General features: G+C 73.3%; 14 protein-coding genes. 10 read left to right on the top strand and 4 right to left on the bottom strand.

Annotated features, from left to right (window positions below):
* The first annotated feature begins 194 nt into the window (after positions 1 to 194).
* Positions 195 to 1,139: a LysR family transcriptional regulator gene (locus tag FXF68_RS07335; RefSeq protein WP_148758067.1), complete on the top strand. Its 945-nt coding sequence runs from the start codon at positions 195 to 197 to the stop codon at positions 1,137 to 1,139.
* 7 nt (positions 1,140 to 1,146) lie between these two features.
* Here the strand turns inward: FXF68_RS07335 and FXF68_RS07330 are convergent, their stop codons facing one another.
* The 3 genes from FXF68_RS07330 to cofD form a co-directional block, all read right to left on the bottom strand.
* Entirely contained in the window at positions 1,147 to 3,702 is a 2,556-nt protein-coding gene (locus FXF68_RS07330; protein WP_148758066.1) for a bifunctional FO biosynthesis protein CofGH, read from the bottom strand.
* A 98-nt stretch (positions 3,703 to 3,800) separates the two neighbouring features.
* Positions 3,801 to 5,087: a coenzyme F420-0:L-glutamate ligase gene (locus FXF68_RS07325; RefSeq protein ID WP_148758065.1), complete on the bottom strand. Its 1,287-nt coding sequence runs from the start codon at positions 5,085 to 5,087 to the stop codon at positions 3,801 to 3,803.
* Positions 5,084 to 6,037, bottom strand: coding sequence for a 2-phospho-L-lactate transferase (gene cofD, locus FXF68_RS07320; RefSeq protein WP_148758064.1), 954 nt, complete (start codon positions 6,035 to 6,037; stop codon positions 5,084 to 5,086). The genes FXF68_RS07325 and cofD overlap by 4 nt, the downstream gene beginning before the upstream one ends.
* Before the next feature lie 134 nt (positions 6,038 to 6,171).
* On the opposite strand from cofD, the gene FXF68_RS07315 reads away from it, so the two are divergent.
* The 4 genes from FXF68_RS07315 to FXF68_RS07300 all read left to right on the top strand — a co-directional run bounded on the left by FXF68_RS07315 (position 6,172) and on the right by FXF68_RS07300 (position 12,623).
* Positions 6,172 to 7,098, top strand: coding sequence for a hypothetical protein (locus tag FXF68_RS07315; RefSeq protein ID WP_148758063.1), 927 nt, complete (start codon positions 6,172 to 6,174; stop codon positions 7,096 to 7,098).
* Positions 7,099 to 7,352: 254 nt separating this feature from the next.
* Positions 7,353 to 7,616, top strand: a complete 264-nt coding sequence (locus FXF68_RS07310) for a WhiB family transcriptional regulator (protein WP_021594342.1) — start codon at positions 7,353 to 7,355, stop codon at positions 7,614 to 7,616.
* A gap of 271 nt (positions 7,617 to 7,887) precedes the next feature.
* Positions 7,888 to 11,184 carry a glycosyltransferase family 2 protein gene (locus FXF68_RS07305; protein WP_148758062.1) on the top strand — a complete coding sequence of 1,099 codons (3,297 nt, stop codon included), beginning with the start codon at positions 7,888 to 7,890 and terminating at the stop codon, positions 11,182 to 11,184.
* Positions 11,181 to 12,623 carry a DUF5719 family protein gene (locus FXF68_RS07300; protein WP_148758061.1) on the top strand — a complete coding sequence of 481 codons (1,443 nt, stop codon included), beginning with the start codon at positions 11,181 to 11,183 and terminating at the stop codon, positions 12,621 to 12,623. Before FXF68_RS07305 ends, FXF68_RS07300 begins: the two co-directional genes overlap by 4 nt.
* Positions 12,624 to 12,677: 54 nt before the next feature.
* On the opposite strand, the gene FXF68_RS07295 is transcribed toward FXF68_RS07300, so the two are convergent.
* Positions 12,678 to 13,106, bottom strand: coding sequence for a metallopeptidase family protein (locus FXF68_RS07295; RefSeq protein ID WP_246178388.1), 429 nt, complete (start codon positions 13,104 to 13,106; stop codon positions 12,678 to 12,680).
* Positions 13,107 to 13,272: 166 nt separating this feature from the next.
* Between FXF68_RS07295 and FXF68_RS07290 the strand changes: the two genes are divergently transcribed.
* The 5 genes from FXF68_RS07290 to FXF68_RS07270 all read left to right on the top strand — a co-directional run bounded on the left by FXF68_RS07290 (position 13,273) and on the right by FXF68_RS07270 (position 17,472).
* Positions 13,273 to 13,653 (top strand): DUF3499 domain-containing protein, encoded by a 381-nt coding sequence (locus FXF68_RS07290; RefSeq protein WP_148758060.1) that lies wholly within the window; start codon positions 13,273 to 13,275, stop codon positions 13,651 to 13,653.
* A gap of 153 nt (positions 13,654 to 13,806) precedes the next feature.
* Positions 13,807 to 15,162, top strand: coding sequence for a phosphomannomutase/phosphoglucomutase (locus FXF68_RS07285; protein WP_148758059.1), 1,356 nt, complete (start codon positions 13,807 to 13,809; stop codon positions 15,160 to 15,162).
* 17 nt (positions 15,163 to 15,179) lie between these two features.
* The gene (locus FXF68_RS07280; RefSeq protein ID WP_067901080.1) at positions 15,180 to 15,362 is read left to right on the top strand and encodes a Trm112 family protein; all 183 of its coding nucleotides are present in this window, start codon (positions 15,180 to 15,182) and stop codon (positions 15,360 to 15,362) included.
* Positions 15,359 to 16,504: an SIS domain-containing protein gene (locus tag FXF68_RS07275; RefSeq protein ID WP_246178387.1), complete on the top strand. Its 1,146-nt coding sequence runs from the start codon at positions 15,359 to 15,361 to the stop codon at positions 16,502 to 16,504. The genes FXF68_RS07280 and FXF68_RS07275 overlap by 4 nt, the downstream gene beginning before the upstream one ends.
* Before the next feature lie 2 nt (positions 16,505 to 16,506).
* Positions 16,507 to 17,472 carry a cation diffusion facilitator family transporter gene (locus tag FXF68_RS07270; protein ID WP_148758058.1) on the top strand — a complete coding sequence of 322 codons (966 nt, stop codon included), beginning with the start codon at positions 16,507 to 16,509 and terminating at the stop codon, positions 17,470 to 17,472.
* Positions 17,473 to 17,821: the final 349 nt, after the last annotated feature.

The following is a 17,821-nucleotide window of genomic DNA, read 5'->3' as shown; positions in this document are numbered from 1 at the left end:
GCGAGGGCGGCGATGAGTCCGAGCACGTACAACATGGCTTCTTCCTTTGGGATCGCAGTTTTAGAGCGTTCCCGCGCGGGGCGATCGGGGGAGGCGGGGTGTCCGCCGCTTTCCGTCGCACCTACAGTTTGACTGGGTCCAACGTTGAGGTCCAGCGACAGTTCCTGCAGGGATTGTGTAAGAATCTCTTCACTATGCTGGATCTCGGCCGGTTGCGGGTGCTTCGCGAACTCAAGCGGCTCGGGACGGCCGGGGCCGTCGCCGACGCGCTCGGGTACAGCCCGTCCGCGGTGTCGCAGCAGCTCGCGCAGTTGCAGCGGGAGGTCGGCGTCCCGCTGGTGGAGCGGGCCGGGCGGCGGCTGCGGCTGACCCCGGCGGGCGAGGTGCTGTGCGAGCACGCCGAGGCCCTGCTCGCGCGGGCGAAGCGCGCGGAGGAGGCGGCGCTCGCGGCGAGCGGGCGCGTCGCCGGGGTGGTCCGGCTCGTCGGTTTCCAGACGGCCCTGCTGCACGTGCTCGCCCCCGCGCTGCCACGGCTGGCGAAGATGTATCCGGAGCTCATGGTGGACGTCGTGGACGAAGAGTCCCACCGCGTCTTGCAGGACCTTGTGCTTCAGGAGATCGACCTCGTCATGACGGACGAATACGCCCTGCTGCCGCGTCCGCGACGTCCGGAGCTGACGTCGGAGGTCCTCATCACGGAGAAGATGCGCGTCGCGCTGCCCGAGGACCATCCGCTCGCCCTGGGCGGCGGCCCGGTGCGAGTGACCGACCTCGCCGGATGCGCATGGGTGACGGGCCACGTCGGCACCAACCACGCCGACCTGCTCGAACGGACGTGCGTGGAACTCGGCGGATTCCGTCCCGACGTCCGGCACCGGTCGAACGACCTCATGGTCATCCTCGCGATGGTCGCCCGCGCCGGGGTGGCCTGCCTCGTCCCCGACCTGGCGGTCGCCGAACGCGAGGACGGCATCGTCGTCCGCGACATCGCCGAGACCCCCGTCGACCGCCGCATGGTCCTGTGGACACGGGTCGGCGCCGAGGTACGTCCCTCGGTCATGGCCGTCGTGGACGAGCTCCGCCACTCGGCGGACGAACTGGTCGAACGCCACCCGACCTGCATCCGCGGCGCACCCTGACCGGTAGTCACGCGGTCGAGATCGGGAGGGCCCGGAGCCGTCCGAATTCGCCGATGCCGTCCGTGCGCCGGGATGCCTCCAGTCTCTCTGCGGGCACCTCGCCGTACAGGGTGGTGCGCTGCCGGGACGGACGGCCCGCGCGTCGCGCTATCTCCTCCAGTTCGCTGATGGCCTTGAAAGAGCCGTTCTCGGATCCGGCCATTCGGCTGATGGTCTCCTCCATGAGCGTCCCGCCGAGGTCGTTCACGCCGCCTTGCAGGACGCGGGTGCAGAGCTCGTCGCCCATTTTCACCCAGGACGTTTGAATGTTGGAAATGGAGCCGTGCAGCAATATGCGCGCCAGCGCGTGAACGGCGACGTTCTCCCGGACGGTCGGCCCCGGCCGCGCCAGCCCGGCCAGGTAGATCGGCGAGTTGTGGTGGACGAACGGCAGCAGCACGAATTCGCTGAACCCACCCGTCCGTTCCTGGATGGAGCGGAGCAGTTTGATGTGCGCGACCCAGTGCGCCGGGGTGTCCACGTGCCCGTACATCATCGTGGACGTCGTCGGAATGCCGATCTCGTGAGCCGTGGTGACGACCTCGACCCACTGGTCGGTCGGCAGTTTGCCCTTGGTCAGCACCCAGCGGACGTCGTCGTCCAGGATCTCGGCGGCCGTTCCGGGGAGGGAGTCGACACCGGCCTCCCGCGCCGCCTCCAGCCATTCGCGGATGGACATGTCCGTCCGGGACGCGCCGTTCACGACCTCCATCGGGCTGTAGGAATGCAAATGGATGTCGGGGGCGCGGCGCTTCACCTCGCGGGCGAGGTCGAAATACGCGGTGCCGGGAAGGTCGGGGTGAATGCCGCCCTGCATGCAGACTTCGGTGGCCCCCGCCGCCCACGCCTCCTCCACACGGTCTCCGACCTGTTGGAGGGAAAGGGTGTAGGCGTCGGCGTCGGTGCGGCGCTGGGCGAACGCGCAGAAACGGCAGCCGGTGTAGCAGACGTTCGTGAAATTGATGTTCCGGGTGACGACATAGGTGACCTCGTCGCCGACCGCCTCTCGGCGCAGGTCGTCGGCGAGGGCGGCCAGCGCGTCCAATTCCGGGCCGTCGGCGTGGAGGAGGGCGAGCGCTTCGTCGTCGGTCAATCCGGCGGGGTTCTGCTCGGCGCGGGAGAGGGCCGCCTTCACGTCCGCGTCGAAGCGTTGCGGGGCGGATAGGCGGTCGCGCAGCGCGTCCCAGTCGCCGTACACCTCGTCGAAATCGTCGCGGCGGTCGGTGGTGCGGCCGGTGGTGTCGATTTCGGTGTGGAGGTCGGTTCGTCCTGATGCTTCGAAACCGCCGTCCGGCTCCTGCCAGGGACGTCCCTCAAGGACGGCGTCCTCGCGGGCCAGACCGGTCGCCGGGTCGGCCAGGGCGGCGACGTGCGCGGTCAGGCGCGGGTCGAGCCACGGCTCGCCGCGGCGCACGTACTCGGGATAGATCGTCAGCCGTTCACGCAGGTCGAAGCCCGATTCGGCGGTCTTCGCCGCCAGCTCCTCGATCTGCGGCCACGGCCGCTCCGGGTTCACGTGGTCGGGCGTGAGCGGCGACACCCCGCCCCAGTCGTCGATCCCGGCGCGCAGCATCAGCGCGAACTGGTCGGCGACGAGGTTCGGCGGCGCCTGCACGCGCGCCCTCGGGCCAAGGACAAGGCGCGTCACCGCGATCGTCGCGGCGAGTTCGTCCAATTCCGCGTCCGGCGTTCCGCGCATCTTCGTGTCGGGCTTCGCGCGGAAGTTCTGCACGATGACTTCCTGGATCGCGCCGTACTCGCGCATCGTCCGGCGGATCTCGAAAATGGAGTCGGCGCGCTCCTCGACCGTTTCGCCGATGCCGATCAGAATGCCGGTGGTGAACGGGACGTTCGTGCGTCCCGCGTCCTCCAGGACGCGCAGCCGGACGGCCGGGTCCTTGTCCGGCGACCCGAAATGCGGGCCGCCGCGTTCGCTGAACAGCCGCGTCGCCGTCGTCTCCAGCATCATCCCCATGGACGGCGCGACCGGCTTGAGCCGCTGGAAATCACGCCACGTCAGCACGCCGGGATTCAGGTGCGGCAGCAGGCCCGTCTCCTCAAGGACCCGGATCGCCATCGCGCGCACGTAGGAGAGCGTGTCGTCGTAGCCGTGCGCGTCCAGCCATTCGCGGGCCTGCTTCCACCGGTCCTCGGGACGGTCCCCGAGCGTGAACAGCGCCTCCTTGCAGCCCATCGCCGCGCCCTGCCGCGCGATCTCCAGCACCTCGTCCGGGCTGAGGTAGGGCGCGGCGAGCTTGTGCGGGACGGTCGCGAACGTGCAATACCCGCAGCGGTCCCGGCAGAGGCGGGTCAGCGGGATGAAGACCTTGCGGCTGTAGGTGATGACGCCCGGACGGCCCGCCGCCTCCAGACCGGCGTCCCGGGTTCGGGCCGCGTACGCGAGCAGGTCGTCGAGCTGCGGCCCCCGGGCCTGCAACAGTGTCGTCGCCTCGGATCGGTCCAGTGTCTTGCCGTCACGCGCGCGGGCCAGTGCCCGGCGGAGCGCGGAGCTGGTGGCGTCCATGCGGGCACTCTATGCCAATCGTCATATTCCAGATTGCCGCGGGTGCCCCGGACGTCCGATAAGCCCAAGCCGCGACGTCCGCGTTCTATTCCGCCGGACTATCTGACCTCGACGAACGCGTCCGGGCTGCGGGGAGGCCGGTCGCGGGGCGGGGCGGCGGCGCGGCCGATGCCGACGGCGCCCATCGGGTCCCAGGCGTCCGGCAGGTCGAGGACGTCGCGGACGACGTCGCGGCAGAACATCGTGCTCGACACCCAGCACGACCCGAGCCCCTCCGCCGCCAGCGCGACCAGCAGGTTCTCCACGCCCGCCCCGGCCGCGACGACGAACATCTCCCGCTCGGCGCGGGCCCGGCGCTCGTCCGGGTAGTCGTGCGAGCCGTCCATGACCAGGCACGGGACGACCAGGTACGGCGCCCGCCGCAGCGGCTCCCCGCGGCGCAGCCGCTTGGCGATCGACTCCTCGGAGAAGCCGTCCCGGCGCAGGTCGGCCTCCCAGGCGTCGCGCATCGCGTCGAGCAGGCGCGTCCGCGACTCCGCCGACTCCAGCAGGACGAACCGCCACGGCGTCGTGTGGTGCGGCGCCGGAGCGGTGATCGCGGCGGCGACCGCGCGGCGCACCGCCGCCGGGTCGACCGGGTCGGCGGTGAACTCGCGGATCGTGCGGCGCGCTCGCAGCACCTCGGACGGGCCGTACCGGAACATGTCCTCGTCGGGCGGCCGGACGAGGACCCGCGCGCCCGGCCCGTCGTCCGCCGTGACCAGCGCGGACAGCCCGCGCACCACCGCGATCGGCACCCCGTCGAGCTTGCCCTTCACGAGCTCGGCGGCGGCGGCGATCTCGTCCGCCACGGCGGTGATCGTCTGTTCGAGGCGGTTGCCGTGCCGGTCGTCCATGCCGCGCAGGTCGCTCAGCGGGTCGAGGCCCGCGACGCCGATCGCCGCGTCCGTCAGCCCGTTCCGCCACGGACGGCCGAGCGTGTCGGACAGGATCACCGCGACGTCCGCGCCCAGCCGCTCGCGCACGCCCGCGCGGATCCGGCGGGCGGAGGCGTCCGGGTCCTCCGGCAGCAGCAGCACCGTCCCCGGCTTGGTGTTGGACGCGTCCACCCCGGCCGCCGCGAGGACGAGCCCCTGCCGCGTCTCCACGATCCGGGTCTCGCCGCGCGCGTGGACCCGCCGCGCCACCACCCGGACGGTCTCCGCGTCGATGGCCTTCTCCCGGTCGTCCGCGACCAGGACCCGGCCCTCCGCCTTGCTCACGATCTTGGACGTGACGACGAGCACGTCCCCGTCCCGCACCGCGTCCGCCGGGATCAGCGCCGCGATGTCGTCGCCCTCCGCGACCTCCGGCAGCCCCGGGATCCCGAACACCTCGAAGTTCACTCCGCGTCCTCCGCCCTCTTCAGCTCCACTGCGAGGTCGAGGGCGGCGCGGGCGATGGCGGCGGTCGCGTCCGGGTCGCTCATCAGCAGCGGGCGCGCCCGCACCTCGATGCCCTCCACCCGGACGCCGGCGTCCGCGTCGTCGACGAGCCAGCCGTCCAGCAGCCCGAGCCCGTACAGTTCGGCGACCGCGCGGGCCGACGTCTCGACCCCGATCGCGGTCAGGCAGGCGTCGGCCATGCCGCGCACGGGGGCGTCCCCGATGATGGGGGAGACGCCGACGACGGTCTTCTTCGCCACCGCGTCACGGATGCCGGGGACGGCGAGGATCGTCCCGATGCTCACCACCGGGTTGGACGGCGGGAACAGCACCACGTCCGCCTCGTCGACCGCCTCGACCACGCCCGGCGCGGGCTTGGACTCCTCCGCCCCGACCGCCGCGATCGACAGCGCCGGGACGGACGCCCGCAGCCGCACCCACCACTCCTGGAAGTGGACGGCCCGGCGGCCCTGGTCGTCCTCGATCACGACGTGCGTCTCGACCTGGTCGTCGGTCATCGGGATCAGCCGGACGCCCGGCCGCCACCGGTCGCACAGCGCCTCTGTCACCGCCGACAGCGGGTACCCGGCGGCGAGCATCTGCGTCCGGACGATGTGCGTCGCGAAGTCGCGGTCGCCCAGCCCGAACCACCCGGGCCCGACCCCGTACGCCGCGAGCTCCTCCTTGACGGTGAACGTCTCGGCGGCCCGGCCCCAGCCCTGCTCCTCGTTGATGCCGCCGCCGAGCGTGTACATCACGGTGTCCAGGTCGGGACACACCCGGAGCCCGAACAGGGAGATGTCGTCGCCGGTGTTGCCGATGACGGTGATCTCCGCTTCGGGGGCGGCGGCCTTGAGCCCGCGCAGAAAACGGGCCCCGCCGATCCCGCCCGCCAACGCCACGATCTTCATAAGATCAACCCTATTCATCCGCGTCCGGGCCCGCGGCCGTCCCCTCCCGGGACGTCCTCCCCTCTGGGTCTGGCGGGCGTGGATATGCAAAGCTTTGCCGTGTAATCACGCAGCCTCGGTCTGGAGATGTCACCGTGAACAAGGAAGCCGTCCAGCGCCTGCGCGAACCGGCCGCCTGGGTACTGCTCGCCTCAGCGGGCGTGCAGTTGCTCGCGGGGATCATCAGCCTTCTCGGGGACGACGGCTCGTTCACCTACCGCGCCCTCCTCGAGACCCTCGGCGGGACGTTCCTCCAGATCGGGATCGTGGGGCTGCTCGTCCTCGCCGTCCTGCTCGCGACGTGGGAGACGCCCACCCCGCAGGGCAGGACGATCACCATGGGCGCGCTCGGCGTGCTCGGCGGGATGGCGCTGTTCGGCGTGATCTGCTGGCTGAGCGGGATGCTCGCCGACTCCGAGGCCGCGAACTCGGTCACGAAGCTGTCGGCGTTCCTCGTCGGCGCCGGGAAGCTCGCCGTGCTCGGCGTCGGCGGATGGTTCGTCTTCACCGCCTTCCAGCGGCTCCAGCCGCCGCGTCCGCAGATGCCGCAGGGCTACCCGGGCTATCAGCAGGGACAGCCGGGACAGCCCGTCCAGCCGGGGCAGCCGGGCTACGACCAGCAGGGCTACGGGCAGCAGGGGTACGACCAGCAGGGTTACGGCCAGCAGCAATACCAGCAGTATCAGCAGTACGGCCAGCAGCAGCCGGGCGCCGAGGGCCAGCAGCAGTACGACCCGCAGGCGTACGGGCAGCAGGGTTACGGCCAGCAGCAGTACGGCCAGCAGTACTACCAGGGCGGCGCCGGTCAGCAGGCCGGGCAGCAGGGCTACGAGCAGCAGCAACCGCAGCAGCAGCCGTCCGAGCAGGACGAGATGGGCGAGTGGACCCGCGCCTACGGCGGCTCCGGCCAGGAGCAGGGCCCGCAGGGCACGCAGCCCGCGCCGCCGCAGCAGGGCGGCGGGGACCGTCCCGAGGACAGCGGCGACTGGTACCGCGACAACCGGCCCCCGCCGCCGCAGTGACACCGCCCGCGGCGGCGCCGCCGCGATGAGACGGCCGCGCTGACGGTGGTTACCGCCCGATTAACGGATCTTCATCGAAAGGTCACCGGGCCCTCCCGAGATAGCCCGCTTTGTCGGTCCGGAAAGCTCTCCGGCTTGACGGGGCGGGCGCTACACACGTGTAATTTCGTCGGTGTAGTTTCAATGCGCTCTCAGGGGAATGAACCCCGGGGGGAGGCATTGACCAGGGGGTTCCACGGGCAGGGAGGTGCGCTGTGAGCGAGGTCGTCATCCCGCTGGCGCACGGCACAGACGGTGAAGAGTTGGGCTGGCAGGAGCGCGCCCTGTGCGCGCAGACGGACCCGGAGGCGTTCTTTCCGGAGAAGGGCGGCTCCACTCGGGAGGCCAAGAAGGTGTGCCGGGCATGCGAGGTGCGTACGGAGTGCCTGGAGTACGCGCTGCAGCACGATGAACGGTTCGGCATCTGGGGAGGGCTCTCCGAACGGGAGCGCCGCAAACTGAAGCGGCAGGCCGTCTGACGCGTGACGTCCAGCGCGCGACGTCCGGGACAGGACGTCCAACGCGCGACGGCGCCGCGTCCGACCAGCGCGGCTTCGGGCGCCGGGACCGGCCGACGGGGAGAGGCCCTCTACGGGGGAGGGCCGCCGGATCTCCGGTTTCCGAAGCGTGTTCACATGGTCCGCGCGTACAGTGTGCAGCCGTGTCGGCTCCGTGCCGGCACGGCTGCTGTCGTTCTCCCACGCGAACGCGGCCGTTCCCCGTCGTCCCCCCCACAGATCGAACGTTTTCTTGGCCCGCAACGCTCTCGACCGCCATGTCGTCACGGCCGTCCTCGTCGCGCATGACGGCGCACGGTGGCTTCCGGAGACGCTGAAGGCGCTGCTGACGCAGGCGCGTCCGGTGCAGCGCCTCGTGGCCGTGGACACCGGAAGCCGCGACCGCGGCCCCGCCCTGCTCGCCGAGGTGATCGGCGACGGGACCGTCCTCACGCTGCCGCGCACCACCGGCTACGGGGAGGCGGTCGCGGAGGCGCTCCGGCAGGACGCCGCGTCCGCGCCCGTCCCCGACGACGAGCCGGGGAACCCGCGCACCGAGTGGGTATGGCTGCTGCACGACGACTGCGCGCCCGCCCACGACGCCCTCGCCCACCTGCTGCGGACGGCCGACACCGACCCGGGCATCGCGGTCCTCGGCCCGAAGGTCCGCGACTGGGACGACCGCCGCGTCCTGCGCGAGGTCGGCGTGAGCGTCGACGCCGCCGGACGCCGCGTGACGGGCCTCGACCCGTACGAGTTCGACCAGGGGCAGCACGACGGCGTCCGGGACGTCCTCGCCGTCGGCAGCGCGGGGATGCTCGTCCGCCGGGACGTGTGGGAGCGGCTCGGCGGGTTCGACGTCGACTACGGGCTCTTCCGCGACGACCTCGACTTCTGCTGGCGGGCGCACGCCGCCGGGCACCGCGTCGTCACCGCGACGGACGCCGTCGTCCACCACGCGGAGGCGGCCCGGCGCGGGCTGCGCGAGATCGGCATGTCGGCCGAGCACCCGGCCCGCCGCGACCGGCGCAACGCCGTCCACACGCTGCTGGCGAACCAGCCGCTCGGCGCGATGCTGCGGGCCGTCGTCCGGAACGTGTGGGCCTCGCTCGTCCACGCGCTGTTCATGCTGGTCACCAAGCAGCCGGGGGCGGCGCGCGAGGAGCTGCGGGCGCTCGGCGACGTGCTGCGCGACCCGGGCCGGGTCCGCCGCGCCCGCGCCGCCCGCGCGGACGGGCGCAAGCACGTGTACCGCAGCGTCCGCAGGTTCCAGGCCAGATGGGTGGTCGGACGGCGCGCGGCCGAGGCGGTCTCGGAGTTCCTCGCCGCCCACGAGCGCGACCACGAGCACGACGAGGACCCGACCGTCGACGAGCCCGGCCCGATCCGCCGGTTCCTGGCCCGGCCCGGCGTCCTGATCGTGCTGGCGCTCGCCGCCGTCGCGGGCGTCGCGGAGCGGTCGCTGCTGACCGCCGCCGGACGGCTCGGCGGCGGCGCGCTCGTCCCCGCGTGGGGCGGCGCGAGCGACCTGTGGGCGCAGTACGTGTCCGGGTGGCATCCGGTCGGGCTCGGCAGCGGTGCCGGAAGCCCGCCGTACGTCGGGGTGCTGGCCGTGCTGTCCACGGCGCTGTTCGGGAAGCCGTGGCTGGCCGTGTCGGTCCTGCTGCTCGGCAGCGTGCCGCTCGCCGGGCTCACCGCCTACCGCGCGTCCCGGCTGCTCGTCACCGGGTCGGCGCGGACCGGCCGGCGCGCCCGCGCCACCGGCCGCCGCATCCCGGTCGGCGCCGTCCGGGCCTGGTTCGCGGCCGCGTACGCGCTGCTCCCGGCCGCGACCGGCGCCGTCGCGGGCGGACGGCTCGGCACCGCCGTCGTGCACGTCCTGCTGCCGCTGATCGCCGTGAACGTCGCCCGCGTGTACGGGCTGCCGCGCTCGGCGGTCGGTACCGAGAACGCCGCGCTGGACGCCCGCACGCGCCGCAAGCGCGCCGGGCGCGCCGCCTGGGCCGCCGGGCTGCTGCTCGCCGTCGCGATGGCGTTCGTCCCGCTGACCTGGCTGATCGCCGTGCTCGCGGCCGGGACGGTCTGGGCCCTGTTCGACCGGCCGCGCCGCGAGGGCCGCCGCAACCTGCTCATCGCGCTCGGCGTCCCGCCCCTGCTCCTGCTTCCGTGGACGGTCGGGCTGCTGCTGCACCCGTCCCGGTTCCTGCTGGAGGCGGGCCTGCACCGGCGGTTCGAGTCCGGGACGAGCGCGGCCGGGCTGCTCGCCCTCGACCCGGGCGGGCCCGGTACGCCCGCGTGGTGGGCGCTGGGCGGACTGCTCGCTGTCGCGGTGTGCGCGCTGCCGCTGCGTACCCGCCGCAACACCGTCCTCGCGGGCTGGCTGATCGGCGTCTACGGGCTGCTCGTCGCCGTCCTGGCCAGCGCCGCCGTCGTCACGAAGGGTGCGGACGAGGCGCCCGTCTGGCCCGGTGCCGCGCTGCTGTTCGCGGGCGCCGGGACGCTGCTCGCCGCGACGGCCGTCGTCCAGCGCGCGACCGAGGCCCTCGCCGGGCAGCACCTCATCTACAAGGCGGGCGGCGCGGTCGTGCTGGCCGCCGCGCTCACCGCGCCGCTGCTCGCCGCCGGGTTCTGGACGGTCCGCGGCGCGGACGGCCCGCTCGGCGGCGTCGACCCCGACGTCGTGCCCGCGTTCGTCCACGGGCCGGGCGGGCCGCGGACGCTCGTTCTGCGCACCGACCCGGACGGGCGCGTGTCGTACACGCTCGTCCGCGACGCCCGGCCGCGGCTCGGCGAGGCGGAGGTCGCGGCTACCGGGCCCGGCCCCGACCGGCTGGCCGGGCTCGTCGCCGGTCTGGCCGCCGGACGCGAGGGCGACGACGGGCCCGCGCTGACCCGGATGGGCGTCCAGTACCTGCTCGTGCCGAAACCCGCGAAAGACCCGGTCACCAAGGTCCTGGACGCGGCCCCCGAGCTGACCCGCCTCAGCCGCACCGGGACGTTCGCCGTGTGGCGGCTCCAGGCGCAGTCGGCGCGGATGATGCTCGTCGAGGGCGGCACGGTCACGCCGCTGCGCGCCGGACGGATCGACGCCCGCGTCCGCATCCCGGCGGGCACCGGGCCGCGCACGCTTCTGCTGGCCGAACCGTCCGACGGCGGATGGCGGGCCACCCTGAACGGCCGCGGCCTTAAGGAACGCAAGGTGGACGGCTGGGCCCAGGGCTACGACATCCCGGCGGGCGGCGGCGAGTTCGCCCTCACGCGGTCGATGACGACGCGGCACGTGTGGATCGGCATCCAGGCGGTCGCCGTCCTGGTCGTCGCGGCGCTGGCGCTACCGGGCGCGCGAGGCGACACCCTCCTGTTCACCGGCGAGCGCGAACGGCGGCGCGGCCGGGGACGGAACGGCCGGGGCCGGAAGGGACGGCGGCGCGGGACGCACACGCGCGTCTCGGAGGAGCCGCCTGCCCTCGCGGCGCCACGTGCCGTGAAGGAGCTCACGGCGGGGCCGCCCGCGGAGGAAGCCAGCCCCGACCCTGAGGAGGTCTCGTGAACCTGGACAGGGTGCTGCGCCTGTTCGGCATGCGCTACGCCTCCGCCGCGCTGATGCTCGTCGCGGTCGCCGCGCTGTACGGGGCGGCGGCGTACTCCCGTCCGGGCGAGGCCGCCGAGAAGGGCGGGCGGGCGCCGGTCACGTCGGCGGTCCTGGTGTGCCCGGGGCATGAGGGCGGGCGGCTCGCCGTCCAGTCGGCGGGCGAGCAGCGCGGCGCCGGACGCGCCGACATGGCCCCGACCAAGGGCGGCTCCGCGCTCGCCACCATGACCTCGCCCGGCCAGGGGTGGGGCAAGGACACGACGTCCGGCGACGACTCGTACACGCTGCGCGCCACCGGCGCCCTCGCCGCCGGGCTGGAGGCCGAGCAGACCACCGACCGGGGGAGCGGCGACGACCGGGGCCTCGCCGGGGCCCGCTGCGCCGCGCCCGCCACCGACACGTGGTTCATCGGGCCCGGCCCGGACGCCGCCGACCAGGTCGTCCTCTACCTGACGAACGTCGACTCGCAGCCCGCGTCCGTCGACCTGGCCGCGCTGTCCGGCGAGGGCCCGCTCGACACGGTCGAGGGGCGCGGCACGCGCGTCGACCCCTACACGACCAAGGTCGTCCGGATCGGCGAGTCGGACGAGGGCCTCGGGAGCATCGTGAAGTCGGCCGCCGACCTCGCGCTGCGCGTCCGGACGACGAGCGGGCGGATCGCGGCGTCGCTGCGCGTCCGCGCCGGGAAGGGCAAGGGCGTCGAGTGGGTGCCCGCGTCGCCCGCGCCCGCGGCGTCCGTGATCGTGCCGGGGCTGCCGGGCGGGACGGGGGCGCGGCGGCTGCTCGTGTCCGTGCCGGGCGACGCGGACGCCCAGGTCAGGGTGCAGGTGGTCACGAAGGACGGCACGTTCGTCCCGGCCGGGCAGGACGTCCTGGACGCGCCCGCCAAGACCGTCACGTCCCTCGCGCTCGACGGCGCGCTGTCCGGGCGGGCGGCGGCGGTGCGGCTCGTCTCGGACCGTCCAGTCCTCGCCGGGTTCGCGGCCGAGCGCGGCGCCGACGTCGCCTACGGGGCGGCCGCCGCGCCGCTCGGCGCGGCCGGGCCGGGGATCGTCGCGGACAACCGGTTCGATTCGACGCTCGTGCTCAGCGCCCCGGCGGGCGCGGCGACCGTCCAGGTCACGACCGTGAACGCGCAGGGCAGGAGCGGGCCGCAGGAGATCGGCGTCCCGGCGGGGCACACGGTCGAGTCCAAGCTCGCGGCGCCGAGCGGGGGCGGGAGTTTCGGGGTGATCGTCACGCCGAAGGCGGGCTCCGGTCCCGTCTACGCGGCGCGGACGCTGTCGAAGGGCAAGGGCGACGAGTTCCTGTTCACCGTCCTGCCGATCGTGCCCGCCGTGACGACCATCGACCTGCCGGGCACGGCCGACTCGCAGAGCGCGCTGACGCCGGGCTGACCGCTACGACCCCGGGCTGAGCGGGCTGACGCCGGGTTGAGGCGGCCTTCGAGGTCAGTCGTCCGGGCTGTCGTAGCTCGGGTCGACGGACTCGGGGGACAGGCCCAGCAGGTCGGCGACCTCCTCGACCAGCAGGTCGCGGATCAGCCGGGCCAGCTCGGTCTCGCCCTTCGCCCGCGCCTCCACCGGACGCCGGAACACCGTGATGCGGACCGGCCGGTCGCCCTCGCCCGGGACGGTCTGGCCGAGCGGCACGGGCCCCTCGAACCAGGGCTCCACGCCGGGGACGTCCTCGACCGTGAAACGCACCTTGGCCAGCTCGCGCCCCCAGCGGCGGCCGAGCCGGCGCACCTCGTCGTCGACGAGGTCGTCGAACCGCTCCGCGCGGGTGCGGGAGACCGGCGCCTGCGGGGGTGTGAGCGGACCGCGGACGCCGCGGCCGTGCCGGTCGCGGCGCCGTACGCCTGCCAGACGGGATCGCACCCGATAAGCGTACCTCCACCCCACGCGCCGCAGACGGGCCCTGTCTGCACGGTGAGAGTTTGAGACCACACGGAATGTAGTTGTTACCCCGGAAATCACCCGGTAACGGCGACACGTGCGCCCGGGTGGTGGCGGAGCCGCTGGGACGGAGGTACGGTCAGCCATCGTGAGCCCCGTCCGCACCTGCTCTCGTACCGCCTGCAAGGCGCCCGCAGTGTTCACGCTCACGTACGTCTACCGTGACTCCACGGCGGTCCTGGGTCCGCTCGCAACGTACGCAGAGCCGCACTGCTATGACCTCTGCGCCGAGCACTCCGAGCGGCTCACCGCCCCGATGGGGTGGGAACTGGTACGGCTCCCCGTCGAGGAGGAGACCGAGCCCAGCGCCGACGACCTGGAGGCGCTCGCCGACGCCGTCCGCGAGGCCGCCAAGCCCGCCCCCGGCGGCACGCACGAGCCGGTGGGGCAGGGCACGGAGGTCGGCCGCCGCGGCCACCTGCGGGTGCTCCGCTCCGAACCCGCGGGAACCCAGCCCGGCCAGGAGTGACACGCCCCTACGGGCCCCGCCTGGCGTGATCCCGTGCCGGAACCTGTTTCTCCGTCGGCGGCGTCGCGGCGGGGCCGGACCGTCCGTCCCGGTAGGCTCGGGAACCCCGTTTCTTCGTTTCTTCGGGCCGGGTTCTTCGAACAGGGAGCAGGAGTGGGCGACCTCGCCAAGATCTTCAAGGCGTACGACATCCGGGGCGTCGTGCCGGACGAACTCGATCCCGCGACCGCCGAGGCGGCGGGCGCGGCGTTCGTCCGGGTCACCGGGGCGGACGCGGTCGTCACCGCCCACGACATGCGGGAGTCGTCGGTCCCGCTGGCCGAGGCGTTCGCGCGGGGCGCGACGTCCCAGGGCGCGGACGTGATCGAGGCCGGGCTCGGCTCCACCGACATGCTCTACTACGCGAGCGGCAGCCTCGACCTGCCCGGCGCGATGTTCACCGCGAGCCACAACCCGGCCCGCTACAACGGGATCAAGCTCTGCCGCTCCGGCGCGCGCCCGGTCGGCCGCGACACCGGCCTCACCGAGATCCGCGAGCTGATCGAGAACGGCGTCCCCGCCTACGACGGCGAACCGGGGACGGTCACCCGCCGCGACATCCTCAAGGGCTACGCCGAGCACCTGAAGACGCTGGTCGACCTGTCGTCGATCCGCCCGCTGAAGGTCGTCGTCGACGCGGGCAACGGGATGGGCGGGCACACCGTCCCGTCGGTGTTCGAGGGCCTGCCGATCGACCTCGTCCCGCTGTACTTCGAGCTCGACGGCACCTTCCCGAACCACGAGGCCAACCCCATCGAGCCCGAGAACCTGCGCGACTTGCAGGCCAAGGTGCGCGAGACGGGCGCCGACATCGGGCTCGCCTTCGACGGCGACGCCGACCGCTGCTTCGTCGTGGACGAGCGCGGCGAGATCGTCGCCCCGTCCGCGATCACCGCGCTGGTCGCGACGCGCGAGCTGGCGAAGCACCCGGGCTCCTCGATCGTGCACAACCTGATCACGTCGAAGGCCGTCCCGGAGATCGTCGCCGAGCACGGCGGGACGCCCGTCCGCACCCGCGTCGGGCACTCGTTCATCAAGCAGACGATGGCCGAGACGGGCGCGGTGTTCGGCGGCGAGCACTCCGCGCACTTCTACTTCCGCGACTTCTGGTTCGCCGACTCCGGCATGCTGGCCGCGCTGCACGTGCTGGCCGCGCTCGGCGAGCAGGACGGCCCGCTCTCCGCGCTGATGGCCGAGTTCACCCGGTACGTCGCGTCCGGCGAGATCAACAGCGAGGTCGCCGACCAGGACGCGACGACCGCGCAGGTCCGCGAGGCGTTCGCCGGGCGCCCCGGCGTCGCCGTCGACGAGCTGGACGGCCTGACCGTCGCCGACGACGCCGCCGGCTGGTGGTTCAACCTGCGGCCGTCCAACACCGAGCCGCTGCTGCGCCTGAACGCCGAGGCGGGCGACGAGGAGACGATGGCGGCGGTCCGCGACGAGGTCCTCGCCCTGGTGAGGAAGAAGTGAGGGAGAGTGACGCTGCGATGACCATGCACCTGGACTCCTGGCTCCTGGAGATCCTCGCGTGCCCGAACTGCGGCGGCGGCCTGCGCGCCGACGACGCGGCCGCCGAGCTGGTCTGCACCGGCACGTGCGGCTACGCCTACCCGGTGCGCGACGACATCCCCGTCCTGCTCGTCGACGAGGCGAGGACTCCCGCTCCGTGACCTCGCCCGGCCTCGACCCCTCCCGGCTGGACGACGCGGACGCGGCCGAGGCGGCCGACCCCGGCGGGATGCTGCGGCAGGTGGCCTCGTCCGCCGCGCAGGTCCGGGAGGCGCGGCGCGCGGCGGAGGAGGCGGGCGTCGGCGTCCTCGCCGAGGACGGCCGTCCCCGCGCGATCGTCGTCGTCGGCATGGGCGGCTCGGGCATCTCCGGCGACGTCCTCGCCGCCGTGTGCGGGACGGGCTGCGCCGTCCCGGTGACGACCGTGCGCGGCTACCGGCTGCCCGGCTGGGTCGGCGCGGCCGACCTGGTCGTCGCCGTGTCCTGCTCCGGGCGGACGGAGGAGACCCTCGACGTCGCGGCGGAGGCGGCCCGCCGGGGCTGCCGGCTGCTGTTCGTCGGCGGCGAGGGCTCGCCGCTCGCCGAACTCGCCGCCATGACCCGCGGGGTGTTCGTCCCGGTGCGGTCGGTGGGGCAGCCCCGCGCGACGCTGTGGGGGCTGACCGTCCCGGTGCTGCTGGCGGCGCGGGCGCTCGGCCTCGCCGATGTGCCCGACGCGGTCCTGGAGTCGACGGCGAAGCGGCTGGAGGACGTCGCCTTCCGGTGCCGTCCGTCCAGCGAGCCGTTCGTGAACCCGGCCAAGCGGATCGCGCTCGACCTGGCGGGGGACGTGCCGCTGGTGTGGGGGTCGTCCGCGCTGGCGGCGACGGCCGCCTACCGGATGTGCTGCCAGCTCAACGAGAACGCCAAGTATCCGGGGGTGTTCGGCGAGGTCCCGGAGGCCCAGCACAACCAGGTGATGGCGTTCGACGGGCACTTCGCGCGGGGGCGGGTCTCGTCGGAGGATCCCGACGACTTCTTCCGCGACCGGTCGGACGACCCGGAGCACGGGCTGCACCTCGTCCTGCTGCGGGACGCGGACGAGCACCCGCAGGTCCGCAAGCGGTGCGAGGCGTCCGCCGAGCTGGCGCGCGGCCGGGGCGTGGCGGTCACCGAGATCGCGGCCGAGGGCGAACACCCGCTGGAGAGAATCGCGACACTGATCGCGCTGGGCGACTATGTCACGGTTTACTTGGCTATCGCGCTGGGGGTGGACCCCACTCCCGTGTCTGCCATTCAAGAGCTCAAAGCGAGGATTGCGTAGAGATGAGTGCTGAGGGTGGAACGAAGGCCATCGTCGCCGCGTTGGCCGCCAACCTCGGGATCGCGGTGTCGAAGGCCGTCGCGTTCGCGTTCACCGGTTCGTCGTCCATGCTCGCCGAGTCGATCCACTCGGTGGCGGACTCCGGGAACCAGGGGCTGCTGCTCCTCGGCCGGAAGCGCTCCGAGCGGGACCGGACGCCCCAGCACCCGTTCGGGTACGGCCGGGAGCGCTACTTCTACGCCTTCGTGGTCGCGGTCGTGCTGTTCACGGTCGGCGCGGCGTTCTCGCTGTACGAGGGCTACCACAAGATCTCCCACCCGGAGAAGGTCGAGTCCCCGATCTGGGCGTTCGCCGTCCTGATCATCGCGATCGGGATGGAGTCGTTCTCGTTCCGCACCGCGATCCAGGAGTCGAACGCCATCCGCGGCGAGCAGTCGTGGTGGGCGTTCATCCGCCGGGCGAAGGCGCCGGAGCTGCCGGTCGTCCTGCTGGAGGACCTCGCCGCCCTGATCGGCCTGCTGCTCGCGCTGTTCGGCGTGTCGATGGCGGTGGCCACCGGCGACGGCGTCTGGGACGGCGTCGGCACCGTCGCGATCGGCCTGCTGCTCGGCGCCGTCGCGACGATCCTCGCGATCGAGACCAAGAGCCTGCTGATCGGCGAGGGCGTCGACCCGGAGCACGAGCGGGCGATCATCGAGGCGCTGGAGTCGGTCGACCAGGTCGACCACGTCATCCACATCCGCACCGAGTACCTCGGCCCGGACGCGCTGCTCATCGCCGCGAAGATCGCCGTCAACCACGACGACACGGCGGCGGACGTGGCGCGCGGCATCGACGCGGCGGAGGCGAAGATCCGCGAGCGGTTCCCGGAGGCGAAGCTCATCTACCTGGAGCCCGCGCTGGACGAGGCGTCGCGCGCCGGCGTCAGCGTCCCGGACGCGACGGCCCCCGAATCCCCCACGTCCTGAACGCGGGTGCGGGACGCTCGGCGTCATGCCCGTGCGGAGTCTCGGCCTGAGCGTTCGGTCTGGACCTCGGCCTGAACGCTCGGTCTGAGTTTGGTCTGAGCGTTCGGTCTGAGTTTTGGCCTGAACGCTCGGCCGGGTGCGTCGTCCGGGAGGGGGTGTGGCGCGTCCTCTAAACGGGGGCGCCGTTCCGCGAGGGGCGTCGTTCCCGACAATGGGACCCCTCGCCGGGCGGCCGTTGCCGTGCCGGCCGACCCCAGCCCAGGCTAGACCGGCTTTGCCTCCTGAGAGGCGCGTACCAGACCGTCCGGCGAGGTGCTTTCCCATGCCTCCCCACCCGGACCCCTGAAAC

The sequence above is a fragment of the Actinomadura decatromicini genome, assembly GCF_008121305.1.
Taxonomy (GTDB): domain Bacteria; phylum Actinomycetota; class Actinomycetes; order Streptosporangiales; family Streptosporangiaceae; genus Spirillospora; species Spirillospora syzygii.
Note: the sequence above shows the minus strand (reverse complement) of the source record. Positions and strands in the feature narration are given on the sequence as shown.